Raw genomic sequence first — 23,853 nt, forward strand, 5'->3', positions numbered from 1 at the left:
CAATGTGCTTCAACCGAACATAATTCAATTGAAAATAATTGGCGGAAGAGCATGGGAGTCGAACCCATAAAAGACCGTCTCACGGCCCCTTACGGCTTTGAAGGCCGCATCCATCACCGGATGAAAAGCCCTTCCGAATGTCTTATGCGGCTTTTAGGCAAAAACTGCAAGTCTAACTATCGGCAAACAGGTCAAGCCGATGCGGATTTAGTCTCCTGATATCGCCTTTTCTGATTGTCACGCCATGGCGGTCAAAAAATTCCAGCAGAAAAATTGAAACCTTGCGACCATTATTCAACCGGTCACGCAAATCGGCCGCGACAAATTCGTGCTTTTCTTTTTTTTCAGCAATGTCCCGCATAATCATAATAATTTCTGCCAGCACTTCACGCGGGAAAAAATAGTCTTGTGCCACTTCATAGACACGCCCCATTCGTGCGCATGATTTGAGGATTTGCCGCATATGATTTTCGTCAATTCCAAGTTCTTGCGCAAAATCACGCGTGCGTGGGGGGCGGAAACGTTCTTCCCCCTTCAAAACTTTGTAGACACGTTGCCAGATTGCTTCATCTTCAGGCGATAATTTGGCTTCATGACCGGCAAGGCCAACCCAGGCGCCGCGAATCTTCAACCGGCCTTTATCAATTTCGTTTTGTAACAGATCACGAAAATAAGGAGCACGAATTTCGCGGGCAACGTCACGACGCAGCTTTTCAAGCCCGACACCAAAAAGATCAGGCTCGTTTTTATGAAATTCGACAAGATAATCGACAATTGCCTTTTGCAAGCGCTGTTCTTGTTGTTGTTCCATAACAAACCGGTCTTGCCCATGTTCAAGAACAACAAAATTTCCGCTCGAAAGAAGTTTGGCCGCCTCGACTTCCGACAGATTACGCGCACGACAAAAATAAAGCCAGTCAATGCCATAAGGTGGTAATGCCAGAATTGCCGACAAAGCCTGAAGGTTATCTTCTTTTTCCATAGCGGCAAGAAATTTGAACCGCTCCGGCGCGCGGCGGTGCCTTTCCGGTGCTAGCGGATCAAGAATAATGCCGCCACCAATTGTACGGCTTGCCGATGTATCACGAATGACAAAGCGGTCGCCGCTTGCGGCAATAATAGCTTTATCGGAAATAATCTGAACATAAGCGGTTTCACCGGCTTTCATGGTGTCTTGCGACAAAAATACAAGACGGGCATTGGTTTCCAAAGAGCCATGGTGCAAGTGAACAGGAAACCATTGTTTCAAAGGCTTTGGTTCGGAGGTGAGAATTGTGAGACGAACATCGAACCTTTGACTTGGCTTATCAAGAAACGGGTCAATGACCATCATGCCCCGTTTGACGGTTTCCTTGTTGATTGCGTCACCAACAATATTGAGTGCCGCTCTGTCGCCCGTTCTTGCTTTATTCGAAACCTCATCCTGTACATGGATAGACCGTAACCGAGCTTGCAGGTGATCGGGCGCAATCACCATAAGATCATTGGTCGATGCTTCACCGGAAAGCACGGTTCCGGTCACCACTGTGCCGGCTCCGGAAAGCACAAAACAGCGGTCGATTGCATGGCGGAACCGCCCATGGGAAACACGTTTTTTCAAATGCAGGGCAGCGTTTTCTATCTCTTCCCGAAGGGCTTCTATTCCCTCACCCGTCAATGACGACACAGGAAAAATCGGCGCATTTTCCAGAAATGAACCTTTCAGAAATTGGTGTAATTCCGCTTGCAATGCATCAACACGCTCTTTATCGACAAGGTCGATGCGGGTGATGACAACAACCCCGTGCTTTAACCCCATAAGCTTCAATATTTCGAAATGTTCGCGCGTTTGCGGCATAATGCCGTCATCGGCTGCCACGACCAGCATGACATAGTCAATGCTACCGGCCCCTGTCAGCATGGTATGGATGAGTTTTTCGTGTCCCGGAACATCCACAAAACCGATACGCTCGCCATTTTTTAAAGTCTGATAGGCAAAACCCAGCTCAATCGTGATACCACGTTGTTTTTCCTGCGGCAGACGATCTGTATCAATGCCTGTCAGTGCTCTGACGAGAGCCGTTTTTCCATGGTCAATATGACCGGCAGTACCAATAATCATGATAGTTTTTCGAGATTGTTAACAAAACCGTTTGTATCATCCAGACAACGCAAATCAAAAACCAGCCGGTTGGCATGCATGCGTCCGATAACGGGCTTTGGCAATTGGCGCAAACGATAAGCCAATTCTGTCAATGAAACGGCCGGATCAACGGGGCTTATCGATATGCCATAGCTTGGCAAAGTTTCCATCGGCATTGCGCCCGAGCCGACCTGACTATTACAGGCACAAATTTCAACATGAAAAGCCGGTTGAAAAAAGTCGCTTATTTTTGCGCATAAATCGGCTGCCTGATGGGCAATATCACTTTGGTTGCGCGAAAGATAACGCAAGGTCGGAATTGTTGCGTTCCTCTTTTCTTCATTCCGATAGGCGCGCAAAACCGCTTCCAGAGCGGCAAGGCGTACCTTGTCGACACGAAGCGAACGTTTCATGGGGTTTTTATTGACCCGCGCAATCAATTCCTGCTTGCCGATAATAAAACCGGCTTGGACACCGCCCAATAATTTATCGCCGGAAAAAGTGACAATATCCGCTCCCGCTTTGATGACATCCTGAACAGTCGGCTCATAAGGAAGCCCGAAAGTCACGAGATTGACGAGCGTTCCCGAACCAAGATCTTCCATAAAAGGTACTCTTTTCGTTGCAGCCAATGCCGCGAGTTCTTTTGTTGTGACTGACGAAGAAAATCCTTCAATACGATAGTTCGATGTGTGCACTTTCAATAAAAGTGCGGTCTCTTCATTGATTGCTTTTTCATAATCGGCAAGATGGGTGCGATTGGTTGTTCCGACTTCCACCAGTTTGCAACCGGCACTTTCCATAATATCGGGCATACGGAAAGCACCGCCGATTTCGATAAGTTCGCCACGCGAAATAATGCTTTCACCCTGTTTTCCCGCAAGCGTATTCAACACCAGAAGAACGGCTGCCGCATTATTGTTGACAAGGGTTGCATCTTCCGCACCGGTAAGCTCGCAAATCAATTCGCGTAAATGGTCGTCGCGCTCTCCTCGCTCGCCACTTTCAAGATCATATTCCAGCGAAACCGCGTTGCGCATAGCATTAACGGCATTCTCAATTGCAACTTCCGGCAGTTGTGCACGTCCGAAATTGGTGTGCAATATCGTGCCGGTGAGGTTGAACACGGCACGCATGGTCGATTGGGAATCCACCTCCAGTCGTTCGAGCGCCATCATTGCCAACACATCACTCGTTCGCGGGGTGCGTCCGGCTTTGATGAGAATGCGCTCGTCGGCAAGGGCTGCCCTGATAGCATCAACCGTTGCACTATGCCCGAATTTGGCCGCCGCTTCTTTTGCCGCTTGTTCGGCAAGAATTGCGTTGACCGGAGGTAGGAGAGAAAAATCTGAGACCATCAATAACCCGCCAGAAATGGATTGAATGCACCTCTTTTAAATGTACCATCCTCTTTCATCAAAAGATCAAGTGCCAGTGAGCCTATATCATCGGCAAACACATCAAAATGGCTATCTTTTTGATGATTCATCTGTTTGCAATAGCGTTTGCAAGTATCACATGTCTCTGCAAGAATGGTTCCCGGCCCCCCGTCGATCTCGCGGAAACTGATTCCCTTGGTCTCTTCGCAAAATGTACATTTGATGCGGACATAACGCCACAGAGACCCACAATAAAGGCATGAACAGAACCGGATACCTTCCGAAGATGGCCAACCGACAATCATCGAAGCCGAATGGGTGCCACCGCAACAGGGGCAAAGATTGCCTTCGATAGGCTGCAATTTTTTGGGGTCAAGTTTTGCAGCAGCCAGTGTCAATGCAATTTGCAAGGCGCCTGTTACATAAATATGCTGAGCCAGATTTTCCTGCGGCAATTTATGAGCAATAATATCGGAAGCCCAGTTTTGCCATTTTGCCTTGTTGGCTCTTGTATCCTCCAGAGCAACAAGACTTGAACTCTTCAGCTTTCTGTTGCCGAGAACCTTGAAAAAACTATTGGCAATTTCTTCAAAAACAGGGGCGGATATAATAGCCTGCCGGTCGATCGGCGGCATTGTAAATTTTTGCGCCTGATCCTGATCGGCTATCGGAATATCGCTTGCCGCAAATTCGTTACAGACGAATTGCTGGGCTCCGGTAAATTCTACCAAGAAATCTATATAGTCTTTAACCGGACTTGTGGGAGCAAGTTCTTCAAAACGTTTGCTCCGTTCCTCGAATAACGTATTGATATCGGGAAGCCGGACGAAAGGAGGCGTGCGCATATGACCAACTTCGGTCATATCCCCTTCGAATTTTTTATTACGCGGCATATTTGATTGAACTCCATTTTAAACTCGGTCAATTTTATAACCGGAAAAGGGAACTTGTCCAACCAACTCTGCTTAAAAGTCGCTCCACGTATTTAAAAAATCTTTCTATTGGGCGTTTTATTTCTCTGTAGTTTTTCTTCTATTTTGATGGATGCTATTTTATGGAGACGCACTTGTTGAATGAGCCCAAGCTTTTTGACTGCTTAAACAACCAAATCATTTTTTAATTACGTCAAGCAGTCACACTATCTGGCCAGCAATGACACTATTTGGCAGCCGGAGCTTTTTCCAAACCGACAAGGCCTATTTTTGTGTAGCCTGCCGCGCGCAATTCATTAAGTAGCGCAATAATGCCGCTATATTCCACGCCTGCATCACCACGAATAAAGATTTTTTCTTCATGATTGTTTGACGTGAGCCGATCAAGAGTTGTCTTGAGATCTTCCAGTGACGCTTTCTCTTCTCCCACATAAAGTGATTTATCCTGCTGTAATGTTACATAGACAGGTTTATCGGGCTTTGGTTGCGCGGGTGTCGAAGATGTCGGCAGTTGTACTGGAATATCGCTCGTTGCCAAAGGTGCGGCAACCATAAAAATGATGAGCAAAACCAGAATAACATCAATGAACGGTGTTACATTGATTTCATGGCTGACATCAAGTTCTTCATTGTCAAGATCTGCAAGCTTGGTAGCCATTCTGTCCTACTCCGCTGCGATCGACAAATTAGGCCGCTTTGCTGCTTCGACCTTGACTTTACGAAAATCGAGATCACGACTGACAAGACGTTCGATTCCGGCAGAGACATCGATGAGTTGTTGACGATAGCCGGTAATCAAACGGGCAAAGACATTGTAGATGATGACGGCCGGTACGGCTGCAACAAGTCCGATAGCTGTTGCAAGAAGTGCTTCTGCAATACCCGGAGCAACAACGGCAAGATTGGTTGTTTGCGCTTGAGAAATACCGATGAACGAGTTCATAATGCCCCATACAGTTCCAAAAAGCCCGACAAATGGACCAATGGCACCAATTGTTGCCAGAATACCCGTTCCGAACGCCACATGACGACCGGAAGCAGAAATAAGGCGTGAAAGGACAGAGCTCAATCTTTCTTTCAAGCCTTCTGTGCCGACACTGTCAACGACTGCAATGGAAGCTTGTACTTCATCTTGTGCAGCCTGAACCAGAACAGGACAAACACCCTTTTGTTTTTTTACAGTCAAAGCAAGTTCGGAAAGATTCTGGGCACGGTAAACTTCGAGCAGCGTTGCTTTCGCACGACGTTTTACAATAGAAACTTCCGTGAGCTTCACAATAAAGATAACCCATGTCAAAACCGATGCAAGCGCAAGGCCGACCATAACAACTTTGACCACCCAGTCCGCGTTCAGGAACATTCCTATCGGCGATAAGTCATGCGGGATAGAGGCCATAAACTGGTCAGCAGCCTGATTAGCCGTGTCGGCAGCAGCTTTGGCTGTGTTTGCAGTCTCCGAGGCGGCCGATTCCAAAGCCTGTTTGCCTGCTTTCAAAGTATTTTCACCAGCCTGAACAGCGTTTTCACCAGCCTGAACAGCGTTTTCGCCGGTTTGTAAGGCTTTCTCGCCAGCTTGTTCGCCAGCTTGCAACACCTCATTCCCGATCGGTTGCGGTGTCTCGGTCTGTGCCGATGCATAGCCGCCAGCCAAGCATAGAAATGCTGTAGCAGCTACAAGCCTTGTCAAATATCTCATCATCGCTCTCGTTCCTGAACTTCAATTCGATGGCGATTAATTAACAAAATTTAATATGATAAATCAAGTCATGTTTAAACAAATATTGAACTTATTTTCCGGGAGTAAAGAAATTCTACCGCCAACGCTGTTTTAACGGATAAGGATAGCGCGGAAATCATTGACATTGGTTCCCGTCGGGCCGGTTACAAGCAGGTCATCAAGTATATCGAATGCAGTCCATGCATCGTGGCGGACAAGAAAAGTCGCGGGGTCGAGGCCCTGCTGTTTGAGACGCGAACAACTATTTCCGTCACAAAATGCACCGGCATTATCTTCGCTACCGTCGCGACCATCCGTATCCGCCGCAAGTGCAGTAATAGAGCTCTCCCCCTCGATGGCTATTGAAAATGACAGCAGAAATTCACTGTTTCTTCCGCCCTTTCCGTGTTCTCCTCCAATCGTCACACTTGTTTCACCGCCCGAAAGCAGGACAACAGGTTTTTCAAAGGGACGGTTTTTCAAGGCAATTTCGCGAGCTATAGCAGCATGCATCAAGGCGATATCTCTGGCTTCGCCCTCAATTGAATCCGAAAGGATGACAGCGTTCCATCCCCGTTTCCGGGCATGAGCAGAGGCGGCTTCCAGAGATGTCGCCGCCGATGCAACAATATAGGCGGCATTTTTTTCAAAAGCGGTATTATCAGGAGTCGGAGCCTTGGCAAGCTCGCTATTTAAAACTTCAACGGCTTTTTGAGGTAAAGCAATATGGTATTGGCTTACAAATTTTAACGCATCCTCTCGTGTTGACCAATCGGCAATTGTAGGGCCCGACGCAACTTGCGAGGCAATGTCTCCGGGAATATCCGACACAATGAAACTGACGACGCGGGCGGGCGCTGCATAATAGGCAAGCCGCCCCCCTTTGATTTGTGACAAATGCTTTCTGATCGTATTCATCGCACCGATGGGTGCACCGCTTTTTAACAATGCTTCATTGATCGCGATTTCGTCTTCAAGTGACAAAGGCTCAAGCGGCAAAGGTAACAAGGCCGAGCCGCCACCACAGATAAGAGCAATGACAAGATCGTCGGGGGATAATCCTTGAACAAGTTTGACAAGCTTTTTTGCAGCCTTCAGCCCGTTTTCATCCGGCAAAGGGTGGGAAGCTTCCAGAACTTCAATCGAACGAAGCTCCACACGACAACCGTAGCAGGTCACAACCGCACCTTCGAGCTTGCCATAACCGGCCTTGGCCCATAGTTTTTCAAGTGCCAAAGCCATTTGCGCCGAGCCTTTTCCGGCTCCCACAACAATTGTCCTGCCCTTCGGCTTTTTCGGCAAAAACTGTTCCATCAAATGTTCCGGATTGGCAGCCATAACCGCACAATCAAAGAGTTCTTTTAAAAAATTGCGATCCGTGGATTTTATCAATCGTTCTCCTCCCGAAAAACTATCGTTCGTTTTGTTGCTTCGGATTTTTGATTATAGTTTATTACTAAAAGAGTTTTTAGAAAAAAGTGGAAAAACTGAACGCAATGACTATGTAATTAAAGTACATCGACGAAAATTATTCGTACGATCATTCATTCGCAAAAGCAGGAGAGACCGTTATGCCAAAAGAAAATGCAACGCCAACCGAAAAAAATCTTCAGGAACAATTCGAACAGTTGAAGAAAGAAGTGTCCAATATCCATTCAACACTCAATGATTTGGGTTCCGAAAAACTGACGGCTGCAAAAGGCAAAGCAGAAAAACTTTATGCTTCTGCCAAAGAAAATGGTGAAGAGGCCATTTCCCAGGCAAAAGAAAAAATTGATGATGTGCAAAGCCAGTTATGCAATTGCATTCGCGAGAAGCCGGTTGCAAGCCTGGTTGCGGCAGCAGGTGTCGGCTTTGTTCTTGCCCTGTTGATGCGGCGTTAAGATATGTGGCGGCTTATCGCGCCGCTCATGAGCGGTTTGGCAAATGGCAGCGTAAAGACGGCAGTCAAATCAACGCGCAATCAGGCAATTTGTTATTTTCTGATTGGTTTATCGCTGTTTTTCGCAGTGATATTCTTATGCGTTATAGCATTTATTGCGCTGAGCTGGATTGTCTCGCCCATCTTATCGGCAACAATTATTTTTGCCTTTTGGCTTGTTGTCGCGCTCGTGGTTCTTTTTATCGGCCGCATCATTTCGGCAAAGAGACGTAAAATCTATCAGCAACAGATGGACGATGAACGTTTCAATCTGGTCGCTGCTTCTCTGGTTGCCGCTGTTCCGGCCATTTTGAAAAATAAAAAAACGCTTGCGCTTGCGGTTCCTCTCATCGGACTTGCGGCTTTGATGTTCTGGAACAAAGACAAGAACTCCAGGTCCTGAGGGGCATGAAGGAATGATCTCATCAAAAAAACCGGTTGCAAAACAGCCGGTTTTTTTATTTCATTATTTTTAGCAAATTCTATTTAAACGCGTATCTTATTCCGACTTTGACATCATGCGATGTCAAATGATCTAGCTTGAGCGTAGCTTCTTTTGAAAAATCACCGGTTTTTGCGTCTCCCAGATCACTGTAACTATATCCGATATCAAGAATAACATTTCGCGATAGTTTAACACCAACGCCCGCATGAATGGCCCAAGCAATATCCCAATTCGTTTTTGACGAGGCCTCATAGTGATCGCTACCAGCATCAACTTCAAAATCGTTCATGCGATTGGCACTCGCGCCAATTCCTGCACCGATATAGGGCGTGACATTGTGATAGGTTACAAGGTCCGCATAAGCATTGGCCATCAGCACAATTGACGAGGCATTGCCTTCATATTTTCGTATGTTTGAAAAATTTTGATCACGTGCGCTCATTTTATTTTTTGCACGATATTCGACTGTTCCATCAAGACGGACAATATCATTCATACGATAGCCCAAACCCACTCCGCCAAGAAAAGCGTCATCCATGTCACTTTTATTTTTCCAGTGATAATCGCTATCCAAACCAAAAGTCGGAAATTTATCGAGGTGATCAGCATCTGCCATACTGACCCCGACATAGCCTTTCAGATAAAAAGGAACTGTTTCGGACGCAATAGCAACTTCCGGCACCTTGTCCAGATCAATATCCCCGGCGAATGCAGGGATTGAACCAAGAACCGATATCGCCCCTCCAATAAGTGCAACGCAAAATTTCATGTAAAGCCTCTAAACAAGGCATTGAAGCCTCTCTCATCTTAAGAAGCTTTTTAAACATGATTGGTTAAGACGTTCTTAACCATAAATTTTAACTATCTATTTTCCATAACCAAAAAGCTATTCAAAACCGGAACAGGCATAAAAAAAAGCAGTCCGACAAAGACTGCTTTTAAAAAAACTCATAAATTTAATATGGGAAAGCAAAAACTTCCGGTCAAACAGCGTCTCTTACTTTTTTAAGCGCATCGACGATCTCGTCAACCAGTTTGCCAATAAGATGTTCATCATCCCCTTCCGCCATAACGCGGATAAGTGGTTCGGTTCCCGACGGGCGAATGACCAGTCGACCGTTTTTCCCCAAACGTTTTTCGGCATTTTTGATAACATCTTTGACGTGCGCATCTTCAAGCGGTTTGCCTTCGGAAAAGCGAACGTTCTTCAAGACTTGTGGTACCGGCTCGAAGCGATGACACAATTCGCTCATCGGTTTTTGTGATTCTTTTGCACAACCCAATATTTGCAGCGATGTCACCAGACCATCACCGGTCGTCCCGTAATCGGATAGCACAATGTGACCCGATTGTTCACCACCGACATTGAAACCATGCTGGCGCATATATTCGACAACATACCGGTCACCAACCTTGGTTCTTGCCATGGTCAGTCCTTTTTGGGCGAGAAACCGTTCAAGCCCGAGATTGGACATGACTGTCGCAACAATACCGCCACCCCGTAAAAGACCATTTTCCAGCCAACGTTCGGCGACAACCGCCATCAACTGGTCACCATCGATAATGGCACCTGTCTCATCAACCATCACCACGCGGTCGCCATCGCCATCAAGTGCAATTCCCGCATCTGCCCTCACCTCATGAACCTTCCGCATCAAAGCAATCGGGTGGGTCGAACCGCATTCTTCATTGATATTTGTGCCTGTCGGCTTGTCGCTTAGTGTCACAACTTCCGCACCAAGTTCCCACAGAGCAAGTGGCGCTGCTTTATAAGCCGCACCATTGGCACAATCGACAACAATCCGCATACCGTCGAGCCGGACATCGCGCGGCAATGTACGTTTGGCAAATTCGATATAACGATAAATATCACCTTCAACACGCTTTGCCCGACCGATTTGCGATTGGCCGGCAAGCTCGTTAGTCATATCGGTTTCAATGAGCTTTTCGATTTTCAACTCGATTTCGTCGGAAAGTTTGAAACCGTCCGGACCGAACAATTTTATACCATTATCGAAAAAAGGATTATGTGATGCCGAAATCATAACGCCGACATCAGCACGCAGCGAACGACAAAGCATTGCGACGGCAGGTGTCGGAATTGGCCCTAACAGAAACACTTCCATGCCACTTGCCGTAAAGCCTGCAACCATTGCATTTTCCAGCATATAACCTGACAGGCGTGTATCTTTACCGATAACAACGCGCCCCGGCCGACCTTGGCTGCGAAAAAGAATCCCCACCGCCATACCGACTTTCATAGCCACTTCTGCGGTCATCGGAAATGTATTGGCTTTTCCTCTTATTCCATCGGTACCGAAATATTTAAACGCCATTATATTTTCCTTTTTCGACAAAATTCCGGGTTCAATAAAATTCAAATTTCGTTAAATTCAAATTTCGTTAAAATTCTGGCGGCCATTCATACTACGATTTTCAATGTTCCAACTAACAATTTTTAACCAAAAAACCAACCATTGCCTCGATCAACAAAGGTCATAAAGGCCGGAATAATCAAGACACGGTTAACATAGCGGCACTTGAATAAAATAAAAGCGACTTGAGTTTATCAAGCCGCTTTGACGTTTTTTAAAATAAAGTTCAGGCCTTTTTATTATCCGGATTATCAGTGCCGGTTTCTGTTTCTGCCGATTTTTTTGTCGGCTTTTCAACTTTTTTTACCGGTTTTTCGGACTTTTCCGACTTTGACGTTTTTGTTGTCCCCGTTGTCTTTGTCGTCTTTGTCGTCTTTCTGATCCTTGCCGGCTTTTTCTCAACCGTAGCTTTTGCTGTTTCGGACTTGTCGGAAGATTCCTGCTTTTCATCGACTTTATCGGTCGAATGAGAAACCGCTTTTGCCCTTACGACAACCGACTTCGCATGATCGGCTTTGGATTTTTCAGGCGTTTTTCCGGCTTTCGGAACACTTGAAACATGCGGGGTCGGCGAATCCTTGCCCATATCGCGTGATGGCGGTTTGCCGTTGATGACTTCCTGAATTTCGGCTCCCGTAAGAGTCTCGTATTCAAGCAAACCTTCGGCAAGAGCAACCCATTGTTTCTTCTTCGACGTCAAGGTTTGTTTTGCTGTCTGATAGGCTTCGTCGATAAGACGACGAATTTCGGCATCAATAACCCTTGCTGTCTCTTCCGAAACCTGCTGGTTACGCCCGCCTCCCTGATACATATCTTCCTGACTTTCGCCATAAGTAACCTTGCCGAGTTCGTCGGAAAAGCCCCAGCGTGTGACCATCGCACGGGCAAGTTTTGTTGCCTGTTCGATGTCGGAGGAAGCACCGGAAGTGATGTTATCCCTGCCGAACTTCAATTCTTCGGCAACACGGCCACCCATCATGATTGCCAGCCGCGAAATCATGTAGCGGTAACTCATCGAATATTTGTCACCTTCCGGCAATTGCATAACCATACCGAGTGCACGACCACGCGGGACAATTGTTGCTTTGTGCACCGGATCGGCTGCCGGCATATTGATAGCGATAATGGCGTGTCCCGCTTCGTGAAAAGCTGTCAGCTCTTTTTCTGCCGGTGTCATGGCGGAATGGCGTTCGGCCCCCATCATGACCTTATCTTTGGCATCCTCGAATTCCTGCATGGTGACCAGGCGTTTGTCGCGCCGGGCTGCCATAAGTGCTGCTTCATTGACAAGGTTCATCAAATCGGCACCGGAAAATCCGGGTGTACCGCGCGCTACAATCTTCAAGTCGACATTCGGAGCCAAAGGCACATTGCGAACATGGACTTTAAGAATTTCCTCACGTCCTGCAACGTCCGGATTGGGAACAACCACCTGCCGGTCAAAACGACCCGGACGCAACAATGCCGGATCAAGAACATCGGGGCGGTTGGTTGCGGCAATCAGAATAATGCTTTCATTCGGCTCGAACCCGTCCATTTCGACAAGAAGCTGATTCAATGTCTGTTCACGTTCGTCGTTGCCACCGCCGAAACCGGCTCCACGATGACGACCGACGGCATCGATTTCATCAATGAAAATGATACATGGCGCATTCTTTTTCGCCTGCTCGAACATGTCTCGAACGCGACTGGCACCAACACCGACAAACATTTCGACAAAATCCGAACCGGAAATTGTGAAGAACGGCACATTGGCTTCACCGGCAACGGAACGGGCGAGCAATGTTTTACCGGTTCCGGGAGGGCCGACAAGCAAAACACCGCGTGGAATACGACCGCCAAGACGCTGGAACTTTTGTGGTTCACGCAAAAATTCGACAATTTCCTGTAAATCCTGTTTGGCTTCGTCGACGCCAGCGACATCCTTGAAAGTCACACGACCATGCGCTTCGGTGAGCAATTTTGCCTTGGATTTACCAAAGCCCATCGCTCCGCGTGCACCCCCTTGCATCTGACGCATAAAGAAAATCCACACGCCGATAAGAATGACAACCGGCAGAAGCGTGATGAGCAAATTCATAAATGTGCTATTGCCCGTGCTTTCCGGCTGGGCTCTGACATTGACGTTTTTGCTTTCAAGACGAGTGACAAGACCGGGATCATTGGGTGCAAAGGAAAGAACCGTTCTGTTATCGTTTGTGATGCCGGTCAAACGTTGACCTTGAATGGTAACAGTTTTGATTTCTTTATTATCGACCCGTTTCAGAAAATCTGAATACGTTATCTCTCCTGTGCCACCCTGCTGACTATTTCCGTTAAAAAACGAAAATAAAGTAATCAATAAGAGTGCGATGATCCCCCATATCAGGAAGGAACGATAATTTGGATTCATATTAGGTCCACTCAATCTATTTCGCTCTATTGGCTATTACGCTCTATTGGATAAATTTTATTGTAACATATGTGCTTGAAGTTGCCTTGCCAAGGCTGAACATGAGCTTTTCATAATGTTTCATCCAGCTTTTTGGTCATTTTCTTGCGATGTCGACAATGTCAGTTCAAAAAAACGGCTTAATATTTTAAAAAGCGGGTAATCATCAGAAGAGATCAGCCAACCGAACGGGCGCATGAATCTCTTGCAGGTGAGATTTTCGGCATGAACAAGTTTTCCCGTAAGAGCCGGAATATCAATTCCCGAACGGCTGAAAATTGCCAATGCTGTCTGTAGTGACAGGAAATGGATCGAACGGGGGTTAATATCTTCTTCCCGCGCTACAGACTTTATATCGCAAAGAGAGGGAACATTTACCCGCACAGCATTGTCCGACCGGTTATCAATTCGATAGCGACCATCCCAAATGATCGAAGATTGGGCAGCGGCGACACTTGCTGTCTGGTTTCTCGCCTCGCGCCACAATCTGATATTTTTACCGTTAAGCTCGATCACCGTTCCAAGCAACGTAAAATGATAAAGAGCCGTCCGTTTCTTCATGAGCTGGGTTTTCAGAAATTCAACCTGCGAATCGCTCGCGAGAACCTGCGCTCCCCCAATAATGGAAGCGAGAGCCCCCATGACAAAAGGAAACTCCGGGTCATTCAACTGCTCGTCCGTGACCGCGCTTATCGTACATAAGGCATGTTGCATTGTTATGTCGAGTTTACCGATGAGATCGGCTGCGGCTTTACTTTGTGTGCGCCTGAAAATTGCCGCTTCGTCAACTTTTTTTGCAATGGCATCAACATCCTCGTCTTTGAGGCGTTTGCGAATGCGTACCCGTTCATAATGCGGATTTTCATTTGTCGGGTCGTCAATCCAATCCTGTTTAATGGAGCGTAAATATTCACGCAACTCTTGCCGTTTCACTCCGAGGAGAGGCCGGATCAAGCGTATTTTGCGCATAAGAAGTGATTCACGCGGCATACAGGCAAGGCCGCGATGGCTACCGCGATGCAACCGCATTTCATAAGTTTCTGCCTGATCATTCAAAGTATGACCAGTCATAATGACACTCGCACCGACTTTTTCAGCAACAGAAAAGAGCAAACCATAACGTGCTATTCTCGCTTCATGGGACAAAGCTGTTTGAGGTTTCGCATCTGCCCAGCAAACCGTTTCGTGTCTCACGTTAAGACGCTCACACAGTTTTCCGACTTCTTCGGCCTCGGCCGCAGATTCGGGACGCAGACGATGATCGACTGTGACAGCGATGAGTTCGGGGGGTTTTGCAAGACCTTTCAAATAGTCACGCAGAAGAAACAGAAGAGACGTTGAGTCCCCGCCCCCTGAAACCGCAGCAATGACTATTTTACAGTTTTCGAAATCTGAAGGCTCAAAGAGTTTTTTGAAATCTATTATTGACACTTGTTGCGACTTTGCTCGTCCTTGACACGTTTCAAAACTGCCGGATCTACAGTTTTGTAACGTTTTGTCACTTCGGCAAAGGTTGCGCAAGCCACTTTCTGTTCATCAAGATGAGCCATGCTCATACCAAGTTTCAACAGATTTTCCGGTCCACGCGGTGAATCTTTGTAATTACGCTGCACATCAATATAGGCTTGTGCCGCTTCACGATAGCGCTTCTGGCCGAAAAGAGATTCGCCAAGCCAGAAACTTGCGTCCGCAATTTGCGGATCGGTGGAATAGCGCTCCTGAAAAGCACGAAAATCGGCTTCGGCTGAACGGTAATCACCGGCAAGGATATTTTTATAACCGATATCATAAAGCTCTTTTGCACTGGTTGTTTGTGGAACCGTGGGCAATGCTGTTGCGGTTTGTGTGCCCGACTGACCTTGAGCACCGGTGTCTATTGCATCCTTATTGACACTTCCATTAAGAACATTGCCATTCTTGTCAAATTCAATCGAGCCGAGATCTTTAGGCGCTTCTTGCGGATTTATTTTTTGTCCATTTTCGCTGTTTTGAGGGACACTGTTTCCCGTAGACCCTTCAACTGCGTTCCCGGTAACAGACTTGCCAGTAGTTTCTTTTGCTGCAGATGACTGGGATGACGATGGCAGTGACTGGGCTTGTTGCGGCGATGACGGTTGTTGGGTCGAACCAGAAGAGCTCGCCGAGCCTCCCTGCAATTGCCGCAATTGTTCCTGCATTTGCAGAACCATAAAGTTGAGCTCTTCTACTTTTCCTGTAAGTTCACGCACCTGTTGTTGAAGATCGGTAACGCGGCTATCGGGTTGCGGAGACATTTGTACGGTTTGGCTTTCAACTGTTTTTTTCTTGCCAAAAGGAAAAAGCCCGTTTGCAAATGACGATCCGCCTTGCTCTGACGACGCGCTATAACAAGGCACCAGCACCGACCACGATAAAGCCTGAGCGAGTATAACCGTTGTAGCCAAACGTTTTACCGAACATGCCAATAAATGCGGGGAAGAAAGAAAACCCATAGCTTTGTCCTTTTATGTTCGTATCAATTTTGGTTATCAACCAACTTCGGCGGAAGTTTGACAAAAAAAACGGCCCTTGACAGGGCCGTTTTTGACATTGGAATAAAAATGTAAATTAGCGTGCGTTGTTCAAGACTGTAACAGCGCGACGGTTCTGGTTCCAGCACTGCGGAGCATCACAAACAGCAACCGGACGTTCCTTACCATAGGAAATGGTCCGCATGCGGTTGGCGGCAACACCTTGTGAAATCAAATAATCGCGGGCGGCAACAGCACGACGCTGACCAAGAGCGATATTGTATTCGCGTGTACCACGTTCATCGGCATGACCTTCAACAGTGATGGTGTATTGCGGATAACGCTGCAACCATTGTGCCTGACGTGTCAATGTCTGCTGGGCATCGGCACGAATACTGGATGAATCAAGATCAAAGAATACGCGGTCACCAACGTTGACTGTAAAGTCCTGCGCTGATCCCGGTTTTGCGTTGTTCAGTCCCAGCGCATTCGGGTCATTCAGGCCGTGTTTGGCGCAGCCAGCGAGAGTTAGCGATAGGACAAATGCTATAGCAAGCGGATTGCGAGCAAGTTTTTGGAAACGGCCCATGTGCCGAGACTCCTTAAAAGTTAGCGGTTGATTTTCAAGGCTTTTAGCTTGATTTGCTTAAAAAGCTCTCAACACGCATGGTTAATGAATACTTACGCATCACTTTTTTATAAAAAATACAAATCCACCGGTTGCTCGCTGATTGAGGCGGAAAGACGGCAGATGTGATTTTCCTTAGCGCGAAATGAGTAAAAAGTCCAATAGCAAGTTGTTCAAGAAAGCCGGTAAATAAAAACACCGTTTCAATTCTTTGAAACGGTGTTCGGTATTTTGAAAAAACCTTCTTGTAGCAAGCCGGAAAAGTCAATTGATGCCATCAAGAAATTGAAAGCTTATGGCCTTTCAGCTTGATAAGGTTGATATAAAATTCCTAATCGAGCAATGGCGACCATGCCGGATCGGACGCACCATTCGGGGTTGGCAACACACGTTCATTGCGTCCGGTAATATCAATCGTATAGAGCTTTGGCTGCTGCCCCTGATTTTGCCGGAAGAACATGATAACGCGACCGTTCGGTGCCCATGTCGGACCTTCATTATGGAAACCGGAAGTCAACAAACGTTCACCCTGCCCGTCGGGCTTCATGACACCGATTGAAAATTGCCCCTGCGACTGCTTGGTGAAGGCAATGTAATCACCGCGAGGCGACCAGACCGGCGTTGAATAGCTGCCATCGCCGAACGAGATGCGGTGCTGGTTGCTGCCATCGGTATTCATGACATAGATTTGCGGTTTTCCTCCACGGTCGGACTCAAAAACGATCTGGGTTCCATCGGGTGAATAGGAAGCCGATGTATCGATCGCCGGCGTTGTCGTAAGCCGTGTTGTCGAACGCGAACGCAAATCCATTGTGTAAAGATTGGCACTGCCATTATCCTGCAACAGACTCATAATCACCTTTTGACCATCCGGTGAAAAACGCGGTGCAATGGTCATGTTCGGAAAAGTACCGACAAGTTCACGCTGACCGGTTTCGATTTGTTGCAAATAAACCTTCGGGACATTGTTACCGGCATAAGCCATATAGGTAATTTCCTGACGGCTTGGTGAAAAACGTGGCGTTAGAACGAGCTCGCGACCGTTCGAGATATAGGTAAGATTTGCCCCGTCCTGATCCATAATAGCAAGACGTTTGACACGTGCATTTGCTGCACCTGTTTCATCAACGAATACAATGCGCGTATCAAAATAACCTTTTTCACCGGTCATTTTCGTGTAAATGGCATCGGCTATAATATGGGCAACGCGACGCCAGGTTTGCGGTGTTGCATAGAACTGGCGGCCTTCAAGCTGTTTGCCACCATAAACATCCCAGAGACGGAATTCGACCCGTAAACGCCCGTCTGCTTCTTTTGTAACACGGCCGGTTACCAAACCTTGTGCGTTGATTTGTTGCCAATCGGGGAACCGCGGTTGTACATCCGGATTGGAAATACGTTCCAGAAATGACGATTTGTCAATCGGCTTGAAAAGCCCCGAGCGTTCAAGATCGGCGGTCACCACCGAAGAAATCTGTACACCCATCTGGTCACCGGCAATAAAATCGGTCACTGCGATGGGAATCGGGTTAAAATCGGCCGACGAGACAGTTCCTTTCAATTGCGCAAAAGAGGCTTGCCACCCTAGAAATGGCAAAACCATTGACAAAAAAACAAAAATATAAAGGCGCTTATTTTTCTTAATCATCGAAGAAACCATTTTCTTTCCGTTGCCTTAAAGCATTCCACTTTACGTCTTTTTTGTATCGGAATCGTAAAAATTCCGGATGTTTATTCCAATTGCATGAACAGCTTTTCAATCATGACTAAACTGTTTTGAAAAACCGTTTCCAAGCCCTTTCACATCAGATCCTTGCCGACCTATCCAATACCTTCTAACTATTTTCGAGCAACGTCTTGTTTTCTGCCGCTATCATCATTGCGATGAGATAATTTTGCCAAGCCGGAAACCGGATATGCAATCGAAAACAAGATGAACATCGAAAACTGTTTTCCGCCATTATGAAAAAATTATCTCATCAACACCATTGGCGAATAGCAAAGTCGGTTATCTCTCCTATAGTTGTTTACTTTGTTTAATCCCGTCACAAAAATACGTCGCCACAATCAGAACGAATTGAACGGGTCGATTTTCAAATCAAATCCCTGACCCCATTTGTCATATTGGTCACGTGGCAAATCCTCGAACGGCTGACAGGCAAATATGGCCGCGCGTGTCTGGTTAATCAGCAAGTCCACTTTATTGGGGTTGCCACTCATTCCGGTAATGATCGGTTCACCGACAACTTTACCCTCTATGCTCAAATTGAACTTGGCTTCGGCAACCGGATTTTCTCCCGCGACCCCGCCACCGAGGGCGGCCAATTTCAAGTTTTTGGTGATACAGCTTGTTGCCGCATTAACGAGTGTCTGACCAACATCCTGACCATTGCCGATATTTTTCTTGGCACCAAAACCCGCAGGCCCTTGCGAACGGGCAGCACCACCGCCGGATGTGCGCGTTTTATCAATCAAGGCCTTTTCATTCATTGCCAGAATATCATCGACACTTTCACCTTTGGCTTTTACAGCAGGCTTAGGCTCCGCCGGTTTCGGTTTTGCTGTCGGCAAAGGTGCTTTTTCCGGTAAATTCGGGAAAGGATCCTTCTTCGGCTCGCTAGCTGGTTCGGTCGCATCGGCCGATTCTTCCGGCTTCGGCTCTGCCTTATCCGGCTTGGAACTTTCTTCCGGCTTTTGTTCTTCTACCTTCGGTTTTTCTTCAGGTTTCGGAGTATTGTCCGGCTTTGTTTCGGGCGTTTTTGTAGGTGGAACGGGATTCGGATCCGCGTCGGGTGTGCCCGAAGGCGGCGGTGTTGCATCGACATCGCGATCTTTTTCCTTGGGCTTTAATGGCGCTTCATTATCAACCTTGCCATCACCGACATGCTCGGCATCAGGCTTTTCAACCGGTTTTGTGGTCGGTTTCGGTGCGGCTTTATTCTCTTTGGATGCTGTCAACTCGCCCTTTTGTATCGAAGTCGTTTCGGCAATCGGCACCAGAGAAACCGGCAAAGCTTCGGTTACCTCCGCATTAAAATCGGCCGGCGAGGAAAGGCTGATAAGCCCCCAGGTAAGAATCAGGGCATGTGCCGCTACCGATGTTGCCAGACCTGCTTTCATAATATCAGTTTATCGCCAATTTTACTGTTGTGGCAGACTTGCCAATGCAACATTGGTAAAGCCCGCTTTCTGAATGATTGCGAGAAGGTCAAGAACCTTCTGGTATTCTACTGTTTTTGCTCCGCGAACAAAAATACGTTGCTTGGAAGCATCACCGCCTGATGATTCTGTAACAGCATTCAATTTTGCAACAACTTCATCCGGCGTATCATAATATTCCTCATTGACGGCAAGGCGCCCCTGATCGTTAATGGAAACCGTCAAAGGTTTTGTTTCGGTGTTGACGGGGCCGGCTTGCGTTTTCGGTAAATCAAGCGGCACACCATTAACAAGCAATGGTGCCGAAACCATAAAAATAATTAACAGAACCAGCATCACATCAACGAATGGTGTCACGTTGATTTCACTCATCAAGCCACGACGCGGCGCACCGCCACGGCGACCACGCCGTTTTGAACCACCGGAACTTCCTACAGCCATACCCATCTCAGAATTCCTTTTAGTAAGACTGGCGAGAAGTCAATTTCTCATCGATTTGGCGGGAAAGAATGGCTGAAAATTCGTCGGCAAAGCCTTCAAGACGACCGGTGATTTTTCCCGCATCTCCCGACAATTTATTGAAAGCAATAACCGCCGGAATAGCAGCAAGAAGACCGATAGCCGTTGCCAACAAGGCTTCCGCAATACCGGGTGCGACGACAGCAAGAGATGTATTCTTCGAGGCTGCAATGGACTGGAAAGAACTCATAATACCAACAACCGTTCCGAAGAGGCCAATGAACGGACCTGCCGAGCCGACTGTTGCCAGAAACCCTAAACGCGATTCCATGCGGTCGCTTTCGCGGGCAAGTGCAACATCCATAGCTTTATCAATACGGCTTTGCAAACCCATCGGCGAGCGCGCACCCTTTTCAAGTGACTTTTTCCACTCGCGCATAGCCGCCATAAAAATGGCTCCCATGCCAAAGACCCGCCTTTCGCTCAAATTTCTATACAAGTCCTCAAGCGATTGGCCGGACCAGAAAATCTGCTCGAAACGGTTCATCGCATGACGAATGCGACTATAAGCAATCAATTTATCAATAATAATTGCCCAGCTCCAGATAGATGCCAATAGCAAGCCGATCATGACAGCTTTTACAACCCAATTGGCCTGCATGAACAGGCTCCAGATTCCTACCGACGCTGGACTCGCTAATTCTATTCCCGGCATAATGTGTTAATCCCTGAATCCAAACGCCCGGCATCTTTTCACCGGGCGGTCTTAAGCAAAATTCTTTACTTCCCGTCAAAATAACTGAAGCATCAGATTTACCGATAGACCTGCTTCACGATATTTCCCTGCTTCACGTTATTTCTATGACGTTTAAATTTGTTGAAACAAAGGCCAAAACTTGAATATTCCGGCGCGTTTGCTTCGACGATATCAATAGATAAGGATGGTTAATTTTTAGTAATGATAAGTCGGCTAATTAAAAACAAACCTGAACGGGGCAACTTTTAATGGTCTAGGAGTTCAACTTTGGAGGCTTAAAAAATCTGCCTTTGCGGGCACAATGATGACAAAGAAACAATATTTCATATGTTAAAAAGCAATTTAATGAATTTATCATTTTAAAATTTAACTTATAACTTCTTATAATTAGTTATAGATAATAAAAATATTATAACAAAAACGTAAAAAATTGTCGTTATTTGACCGACAGAGCTAAGTTTTCGATAAACAAAACCCGCAATTTTTTCAAATTGCGGGATAAAACGAATAGTTTATTTGCCAAACCAATCAAGTCTGACAGCTTGACTGGTAAAAAACTCAGTTATCGTCGTGATTATCACTTTTAAGAGATGAAAGCTTGGCAAAAACCTTATCGGCATCAAGCTCTTCATCCTTGTTATCATTGATTTCAAGATTCTCGGTAGCTGATGCCGGCAATAATGTGCCGTCTTCCGGTGTCACTGCAGGACGGTTCTTGGCGGCTTTTTCAACTTCTATATCAAGTTCGATTTGCGAGCAGAGCCCGAGTGTTACCGGATCCATCGGTGTCAAATTTGCCGAATTCCAGTGCGTACGATTGCGGATTTGCTCGATTGTCGATTTGGTCGTGCCGATCAAACGGGCAATCTGCGCGTCTTTCAATTCGGAATGATTGCGCACCAGCCACAAAATAGCATTCGGACGGTCCTGACGCTTTGAAAGCGGTGTATAGCGCGGTCCTTTACGTTTGTTTTCCGGAAGGCGAACTTTTGGTTCGGAAATTTTCAGGCGGTAATCATTATTCTTTTCGCCGCGTTCAATTTCATCACGCGTCAATTGACCGGTAATAATCGGATCAAGCCCTTTGATGCCTTGTGCTGATTCTCCATCGGCAATCGCTTTGACTTCCAATGGATGCAACTTGCAAAAAGCGGCGATCTGGTCAAAAGAAAGCGCCGTATTATCAACCAGCCAAACGGCTGTAGCTTTGGGCATCAATAGTTGTGTTGCCATAACATTATCCTCTCGTTCGCCCGCTCCGGTGAGGCGGGACGTGGAATAGACCACATTTTCCGGGAATTCGCCAAGCCTTATAAACCGAATTTTATAAAACGACAAGACATGAGGTGAAACTCGCAAGTCCCCTCAATCGATTTGGAGAATAATTTTGCCAATATGGGCGCTTGATTCCATGCGTTCATGGGCTTTGGCGGCTTCTGCAAGCGGAAAAACCTTATCAATAACCGGATGAACTTTTTGCGTTTCGAGGAGCGGCCAGACTTTTTCCTTTAATTGCGCGGCAATGGCAGCTTTAAACGCTGTGTCACGTGCCCTCAACGTCGAGCCGGTATGAATAAGCCGCTTTACATAAATGTAGTTGAGATTAACGGTTGCCATAGAGCCGGAAAGATTGGCAATCTGGACAATGCGTCCCTCAGGGGCAGCGATTTTGTAATTCTTGTTGACATAGTCGCCCCCGACCATATCAAGAATGACGTTGACACCTCTTTTATGGGTAAATTCCTGAGCCTTGCTGACAAAGTCCTCTGTCCGGTAATTGATTGCAAGATCGGCCCCGAGTTTCAAACAGGCTTCGCATTTTTCTTTTGTTCCTGCTGTGGCAAGCACCTTGGCACCGAAAGCTTTTGCCAATTGGATAGCTGTCGTGCCAATGCCCGAAGTGCCACCGTGAACAAGAAAAACTTCACCCGATTTCAAATGTGCGCGATCAAACACATTGCTCCAGACGGTAAAGAAAGTTTCAGGCAGCGCCGCCGCTTTTATAAAATCATAGCCATGTGGAACAGGCAAAACATTATCGGCAGCAACAGCCGCATATTCGGCATAACCTCCACCGGCAATCAGCGCCGTGACTTTGTCGCCAACTTTCCATTGTTTGACTGCAACACCAAGTTTGACAATTTCACCTGCAATTTCCAACCCCGGTAGTGGCGAAGCTCCTTCCGGCGGCGGATAACTACCCATCCGCTGGAAAACATCCGGACGGTTCACACCGGCTGCACGAACACGCACAAGAACTTCATTGTTCTTTATGTCCGGAATGTTGACATCAACGAGTTTGAGCACTTCGGGCCCGCCTTTACCGGCAATTTCAATAGCCTTCATTGTCTTTTTCGAGACAGTCATTGTAAACCCTTTCTTCAAACTTCCGACATTCGTGCCAATCTTGCCCTGACATAACAGTCTTGCTCTGGCATTTTATGTGTAAATGTCTTTCATGACATATGGTCTTCTCCCCCGCAAAGTCTATTTCCGTGCAATTTCCTTTTATCCAGAACCATTTTTGCGTAACAAAAACTTTATGCCCCCCTATGATACGGGAAATTCATGTTCAATGAAGTAATAGCAAGAAATAAGGCTTAAGCCAAAAGAGTGATTGTCAAAAAAACTTGTACATTATTTTTAACGGCACATTGTACAAGTAGCCAGCGACACTTTTGTAAACAATTTACAAAACCGTGTTATAAAAAAACGCCTCGTTTGGTGTGAAAATACACCTTGGCCGGAAAGGGAAAATCTCCCCCTTTCCTTCATGCAAGCTTCACTCAGGACAAAATAATTTTGTAACCTGTTTCAAAAAATCGATAAAACTTTAAACAATCAATTAAAACTAAAGCGTTTTGAGTTTTTCGATCTCGTCCTTGAGAGCAAGCTTCTTCCGTTTGAGTTCATTAATGGCAAGATCATCGGCCGAAGGCGAAGCCATGGCTTTGTCGATTTTTGTTTCAAGCTCCTGGTGCTTACGTTCCAAAGATGCCAGATGTGCTTCAGTCGCCATAACTATGCTCCTTATTTCTT

20 protein-coding genes, 1 tRNA gene and 1 pseudogene are annotated in these 23,853 nt (G+C 46.6%); 2 read left to right on the forward strand and 20 right to left on the reverse strand.

The annotated features are described in order from the left end of the window. Nucleotides 1–39: 39 nt before the first annotated feature. The 7 genes from H3S82_RS00200 to H3S82_RS00230 all read right to left on the reverse strand — a co-directional run bounded on the left by H3S82_RS00200 (nt 40) and on the right by H3S82_RS00230 (nt 7,542). A tRNA-Sec gene (locus tag H3S82_RS00200) sits at nt 40–135 on the reverse strand. 37 nt (nt 136–172) lie between these two features. Next, nucleotides 173–2,101: a selenocysteine-specific translation elongation factor gene (gene selB, locus H3S82_RS00205; protein WP_198237072.1), complete on the reverse strand. Its 1,929-nt coding sequence runs from the start codon at nt 2,099–2,101 to the stop codon at nt 173–175. Beyond that, nucleotides 2,098–3,480 carry an L-seryl-tRNA(Sec) selenium transferase gene (gene selA / locus H3S82_RS00210; RefSeq protein WP_198233372.1) on the reverse strand — a complete coding sequence of 461 codons (1,383 nt, stop codon included), beginning with the start codon at nt 3,478–3,480 and terminating at the stop codon, nt 2,098–2,100. Before selA ends, selB begins: the two co-directional genes overlap by 4 nt. After that, the gene (fdhE, locus tag H3S82_RS00215; protein WP_198233373.1) at nt 3,480–4,394 is read right to left on the reverse strand and encodes a formate dehydrogenase accessory protein FdhE; all 915 of its coding nucleotides are present in this window, start codon (nt 4,392–4,394) and stop codon (nt 3,480–3,482) included. Before fdhE ends, selA begins: the two co-directional genes overlap by 1 nt. A 265-nt stretch (nt 4,395–4,659) precedes the next feature. Next, nucleotides 4,660–5,091 carry a TonB system transport protein ExbD gene (gene exbD, locus H3S82_RS00220; protein ID WP_077972960.1) on the reverse strand — a complete coding sequence of 144 codons (432 nt, stop codon included), beginning with the start codon at nt 5,089–5,091 and terminating at the stop codon, nt 4,660–4,662. A 6-nt stretch (nt 5,092–5,097) separates the two neighbouring features. Next, nucleotides 5,098–6,132, reverse strand: a complete 1,035-nt coding sequence (exbB, locus tag H3S82_RS00225) for a tonB-system energizer ExbB (protein WP_198233374.1) — start codon at nt 6,130–6,132, stop codon at nt 5,098–5,100. A gap of 129 nt (nt 6,133–6,261) precedes the next feature. Then, entirely contained in the window at nt 6,262–7,542 is a 1,281-nt protein-coding gene (locus H3S82_RS00230) for a glycerate kinase (protein WP_198233375.1), read from the reverse strand. Nucleotides 7,543–7,721: 179 nt separating this feature from the next. On the opposite strand from H3S82_RS00230, the gene H3S82_RS00235 reads away from it, so the two are divergent. Then, nucleotides 7,722–8,033, forward strand: a complete 312-nt coding sequence (locus tag H3S82_RS00235) for a YqjD family protein (protein WP_198225670.1) — start codon at nt 7,722–7,724, stop codon at nt 8,031–8,033. 3 nt (nt 8,034–8,036) lie between these two features. Beyond that, the gene (locus H3S82_RS00240; protein WP_198233376.1) at nt 8,037–8,474 is read left to right on the forward strand and encodes a phage holin family protein; all 438 of its coding nucleotides are present in this window, start codon (nt 8,037–8,039) and stop codon (nt 8,472–8,474) included. Nucleotides 8,475–8,553: 79 nt separating this feature from the next. Here the strand turns inward: H3S82_RS00240 and H3S82_RS00245 are convergent, their stop codons facing one another. The 13 genes and pseudogenes from H3S82_RS00245 to H3S82_RS00305 all read right to left on the reverse strand — a co-directional run bounded on the left by H3S82_RS00245 (nt 8,554) and on the right by H3S82_RS00305 (nt 23,833). Next, nucleotides 8,554–9,285 (reverse strand): outer membrane protein, encoded by a 732-nt coding sequence (locus H3S82_RS00245; RefSeq protein ID WP_198233377.1) that lies wholly within the window; start codon nt 9,283–9,285, stop codon nt 8,554–8,556. A gap of 214 nt (nt 9,286–9,499) precedes the next feature. Continuing rightward, the gene (glmM, locus tag H3S82_RS00250) at nt 9,500–10,852 is read right to left on the reverse strand and encodes a phosphoglucosamine mutase (protein ID WP_198233378.1); all 1,353 of its coding nucleotides are present in this window, start codon (nt 10,850–10,852) and stop codon (nt 9,500–9,502) included. Nucleotides 10,853–11,117: 265 nt separating this feature from the next. After that, the gene (ftsH, locus tag H3S82_RS00255) at nt 11,118–13,283 is read right to left on the reverse strand and encodes an ATP-dependent zinc metalloprotease FtsH (RefSeq protein WP_198237073.1); all 2,166 of its coding nucleotides are present in this window, start codon (nt 13,281–13,283) and stop codon (nt 11,118–11,120) included. A 120-nt stretch (nt 13,284–13,403) separates the two neighbouring features. Continuing rightward, nucleotides 13,404–14,753: a tRNA lysidine(34) synthetase TilS gene (gene tilS, locus H3S82_RS00260; protein ID WP_198233382.1), complete on the reverse strand. Its 1,350-nt coding sequence runs from the start codon at nt 14,751–14,753 to the stop codon at nt 13,404–13,406. Beyond that, a complete protein-coding gene (gene ybgF / locus H3S82_RS00265) occupies nt 14,744–15,793 on the reverse strand; it encodes a tol-pal system protein YbgF (RefSeq protein ID WP_198233383.1) in 1,050 nt (349 codons plus the stop codon). Before ybgF ends, tilS begins: the two co-directional genes overlap by 10 nt. 115 nt (nt 15,794–15,908) lie before the next feature. Then, nucleotides 15,909–16,400, reverse strand: coding sequence for a peptidoglycan-associated lipoprotein Pal (gene pal, locus H3S82_RS00270; RefSeq protein ID WP_075869304.1), 492 nt, complete (start codon nt 16,398–16,400; stop codon nt 15,909–15,911). A 370-nt stretch (nt 16,401–16,770) separates the two neighbouring features. Next, nucleotides 16,771–18,006 (reverse strand): annotated as a pseudogene (gene tolB / locus H3S82_RS00275) (Tol-Pal system beta propeller repeat protein TolB); the annotation flags it as partial. Between the two features lie 500 nt (nt 18,007–18,506). Next, entirely contained in the window at nt 18,507–19,559 is a 1,053-nt protein-coding gene (locus tag H3S82_RS00280) for a hypothetical protein (RefSeq protein WP_077993967.1), read from the reverse strand. 21 nt (nt 19,560–19,580) lie between these two features. Beyond that, entirely contained in the window at nt 19,581–20,045 is a 465-nt protein-coding gene (gene tolR / locus H3S82_RS00285) for a protein TolR (protein ID WP_198225661.1), read from the reverse strand. Between the two features lie 13 nt (nt 20,046–20,058). Next, nucleotides 20,059–20,772 (reverse strand): protein TolQ, encoded by a 714-nt coding sequence (tolQ, locus tag H3S82_RS00290; protein ID WP_198225660.1) that lies wholly within the window; start codon nt 20,770–20,772, stop codon nt 20,059–20,061. 600 nt (nt 20,773–21,372) lie between these two features. Further along, the gene (locus tag H3S82_RS00295) at nt 21,373–22,047 is read right to left on the reverse strand and encodes a DUF1013 domain-containing protein (protein ID WP_077972978.1); all 675 of its coding nucleotides are present in this window, start codon (nt 22,045–22,047) and stop codon (nt 21,373–21,375) included. Nucleotides 22,048–22,179: 132 nt separating this feature from the next. Beyond that, entirely contained in the window at nt 22,180–23,181 is a 1,002-nt protein-coding gene (locus H3S82_RS00300) for an NAD(P)H-quinone oxidoreductase (protein WP_198233384.1), read from the reverse strand. 484 nt (nt 23,182–23,665) lie between these two features. Continuing rightward, nucleotides 23,666–23,833 (reverse strand): YdcH family protein, encoded by a 168-nt coding sequence (locus H3S82_RS00305; RefSeq protein WP_077972984.1) that lies wholly within the window; start codon nt 23,831–23,833, stop codon nt 23,666–23,668. Nucleotides 23,834–23,853 lie beyond the last annotated feature (20 nt).

The organism is Bartonella sp. M0192 (genome assembly GCF_016102305.1).
Taxonomy (GTDB): domain Bacteria; phylum Pseudomonadota; class Alphaproteobacteria; order Rhizobiales; family Rhizobiaceae; genus Bartonella; species Bartonella apihabitans.

Bases quoted from the DNA above. Each gene is read 5' to 3' on its own strand.
- selA (WP_198233372.1), bottom strand. From the start codon at position 3,480: ATGGTCTCAGATTTTTCTCTCCTACCTCCGGTCAACGCAATTCTTGCC.
- exbB (WP_198233374.1), bottom strand. From the start codon at position 6,132: ATGATGAGATATTTGACAAGGCTTGTAGCTGCTACAGCATTTCTATGC.
- selB (WP_198237072.1), bottom strand. From the start codon at position 2,101: ATGATTATTGGTACTGCCGGTCATATTGACCATGGAAAAACGGCTCTC.
- pal (WP_075869304.1), bottom strand. From the start codon at position 16,400: ATGGGCCGTTTCCAAAAACTTGCTCGCAATCCGCTTGCTATAGCATTT.
- H3S82_RS00280 (WP_077993967.1), bottom strand. From the start codon at position 19,559: ATGAAAGCAGGTCTGGCAACATCGGTAGCGGCACATGCCCTGATTCTT.
- H3S82_RS00240 (WP_198233376.1), top strand. From the start codon at position 8,037: ATGTGGCGGCTTATCGCGCCGCTCATGAGCGGTTTGGCAAATGGCAGC.
- glmM (WP_198233378.1), bottom strand. From the start codon at position 10,852: ATGGCGTTTAAATATTTCGGTACCGATGGAATAAGAGGAAAAGCCAAT.
- H3S82_RS00295 (WP_077972978.1), bottom strand. From the start codon at position 22,047: ATGGCAACACAACTATTGATGCCCAAAGCTACAGCCGTTTGGCTGGTT.
- H3S82_RS00305 (WP_077972984.1), bottom strand. From the start codon at position 23,833: ATGGCGACTGAAGCACATCTGGCATCTTTGGAACGTAAGCACCAGGAG.
- H3S82_RS00235 (WP_198225670.1), top strand. From the start codon at position 7,722: ATGCCAAAAGAAAATGCAACGCCAACCGAAAAAAATCTTCAGGAACAA.
- exbD (WP_077972960.1), bottom strand. From the start codon at position 5,091: ATGGCTACCAAGCTTGCAGATCTTGACAATGAAGAACTTGATGTCAGC.
- H3S82_RS00300 (WP_198233384.1), bottom strand. From the start codon at position 23,181: ATGACTGTCTCGAAAAAGACAATGAAGGCTATTGAAATTGCCGGTAAA.
- tolR (WP_198225661.1), bottom strand. From the start codon at position 20,045: ATGGGTATGGCTGTAGGAAGTTCCGGTGGTTCAAAACGGCGTGGTCGC.
- ybgF (WP_198233383.1), bottom strand. From the start codon at position 15,793: ATGGGTTTTCTTTCTTCCCCGCATTTATTGGCATGTTCGGTAAAACGT.
- tolQ (WP_198225660.1), bottom strand. From the start codon at position 20,772: ATGCCGGGAATAGAATTAGCGAGTCCAGCGTCGGTAGGAATCTGGAGC.
- fdhE (WP_198233373.1), bottom strand. From the start codon at position 4,394: ATGCCGCGTAATAAAAAATTCGAAGGGGATATGACCGAAGTTGGTCAT.
- ftsH (WP_198237073.1), bottom strand. From the start codon at position 13,283: ATGAATCCAAATTATCGTTCCTTCCTGATATGGGGGATCATCGCACTC.
- H3S82_RS00245 (WP_198233377.1), bottom strand. From the start codon at position 9,285: ATGAAATTTTGCGTTGCACTTATTGGAGGGGCGATATCGGTTCTTGGT.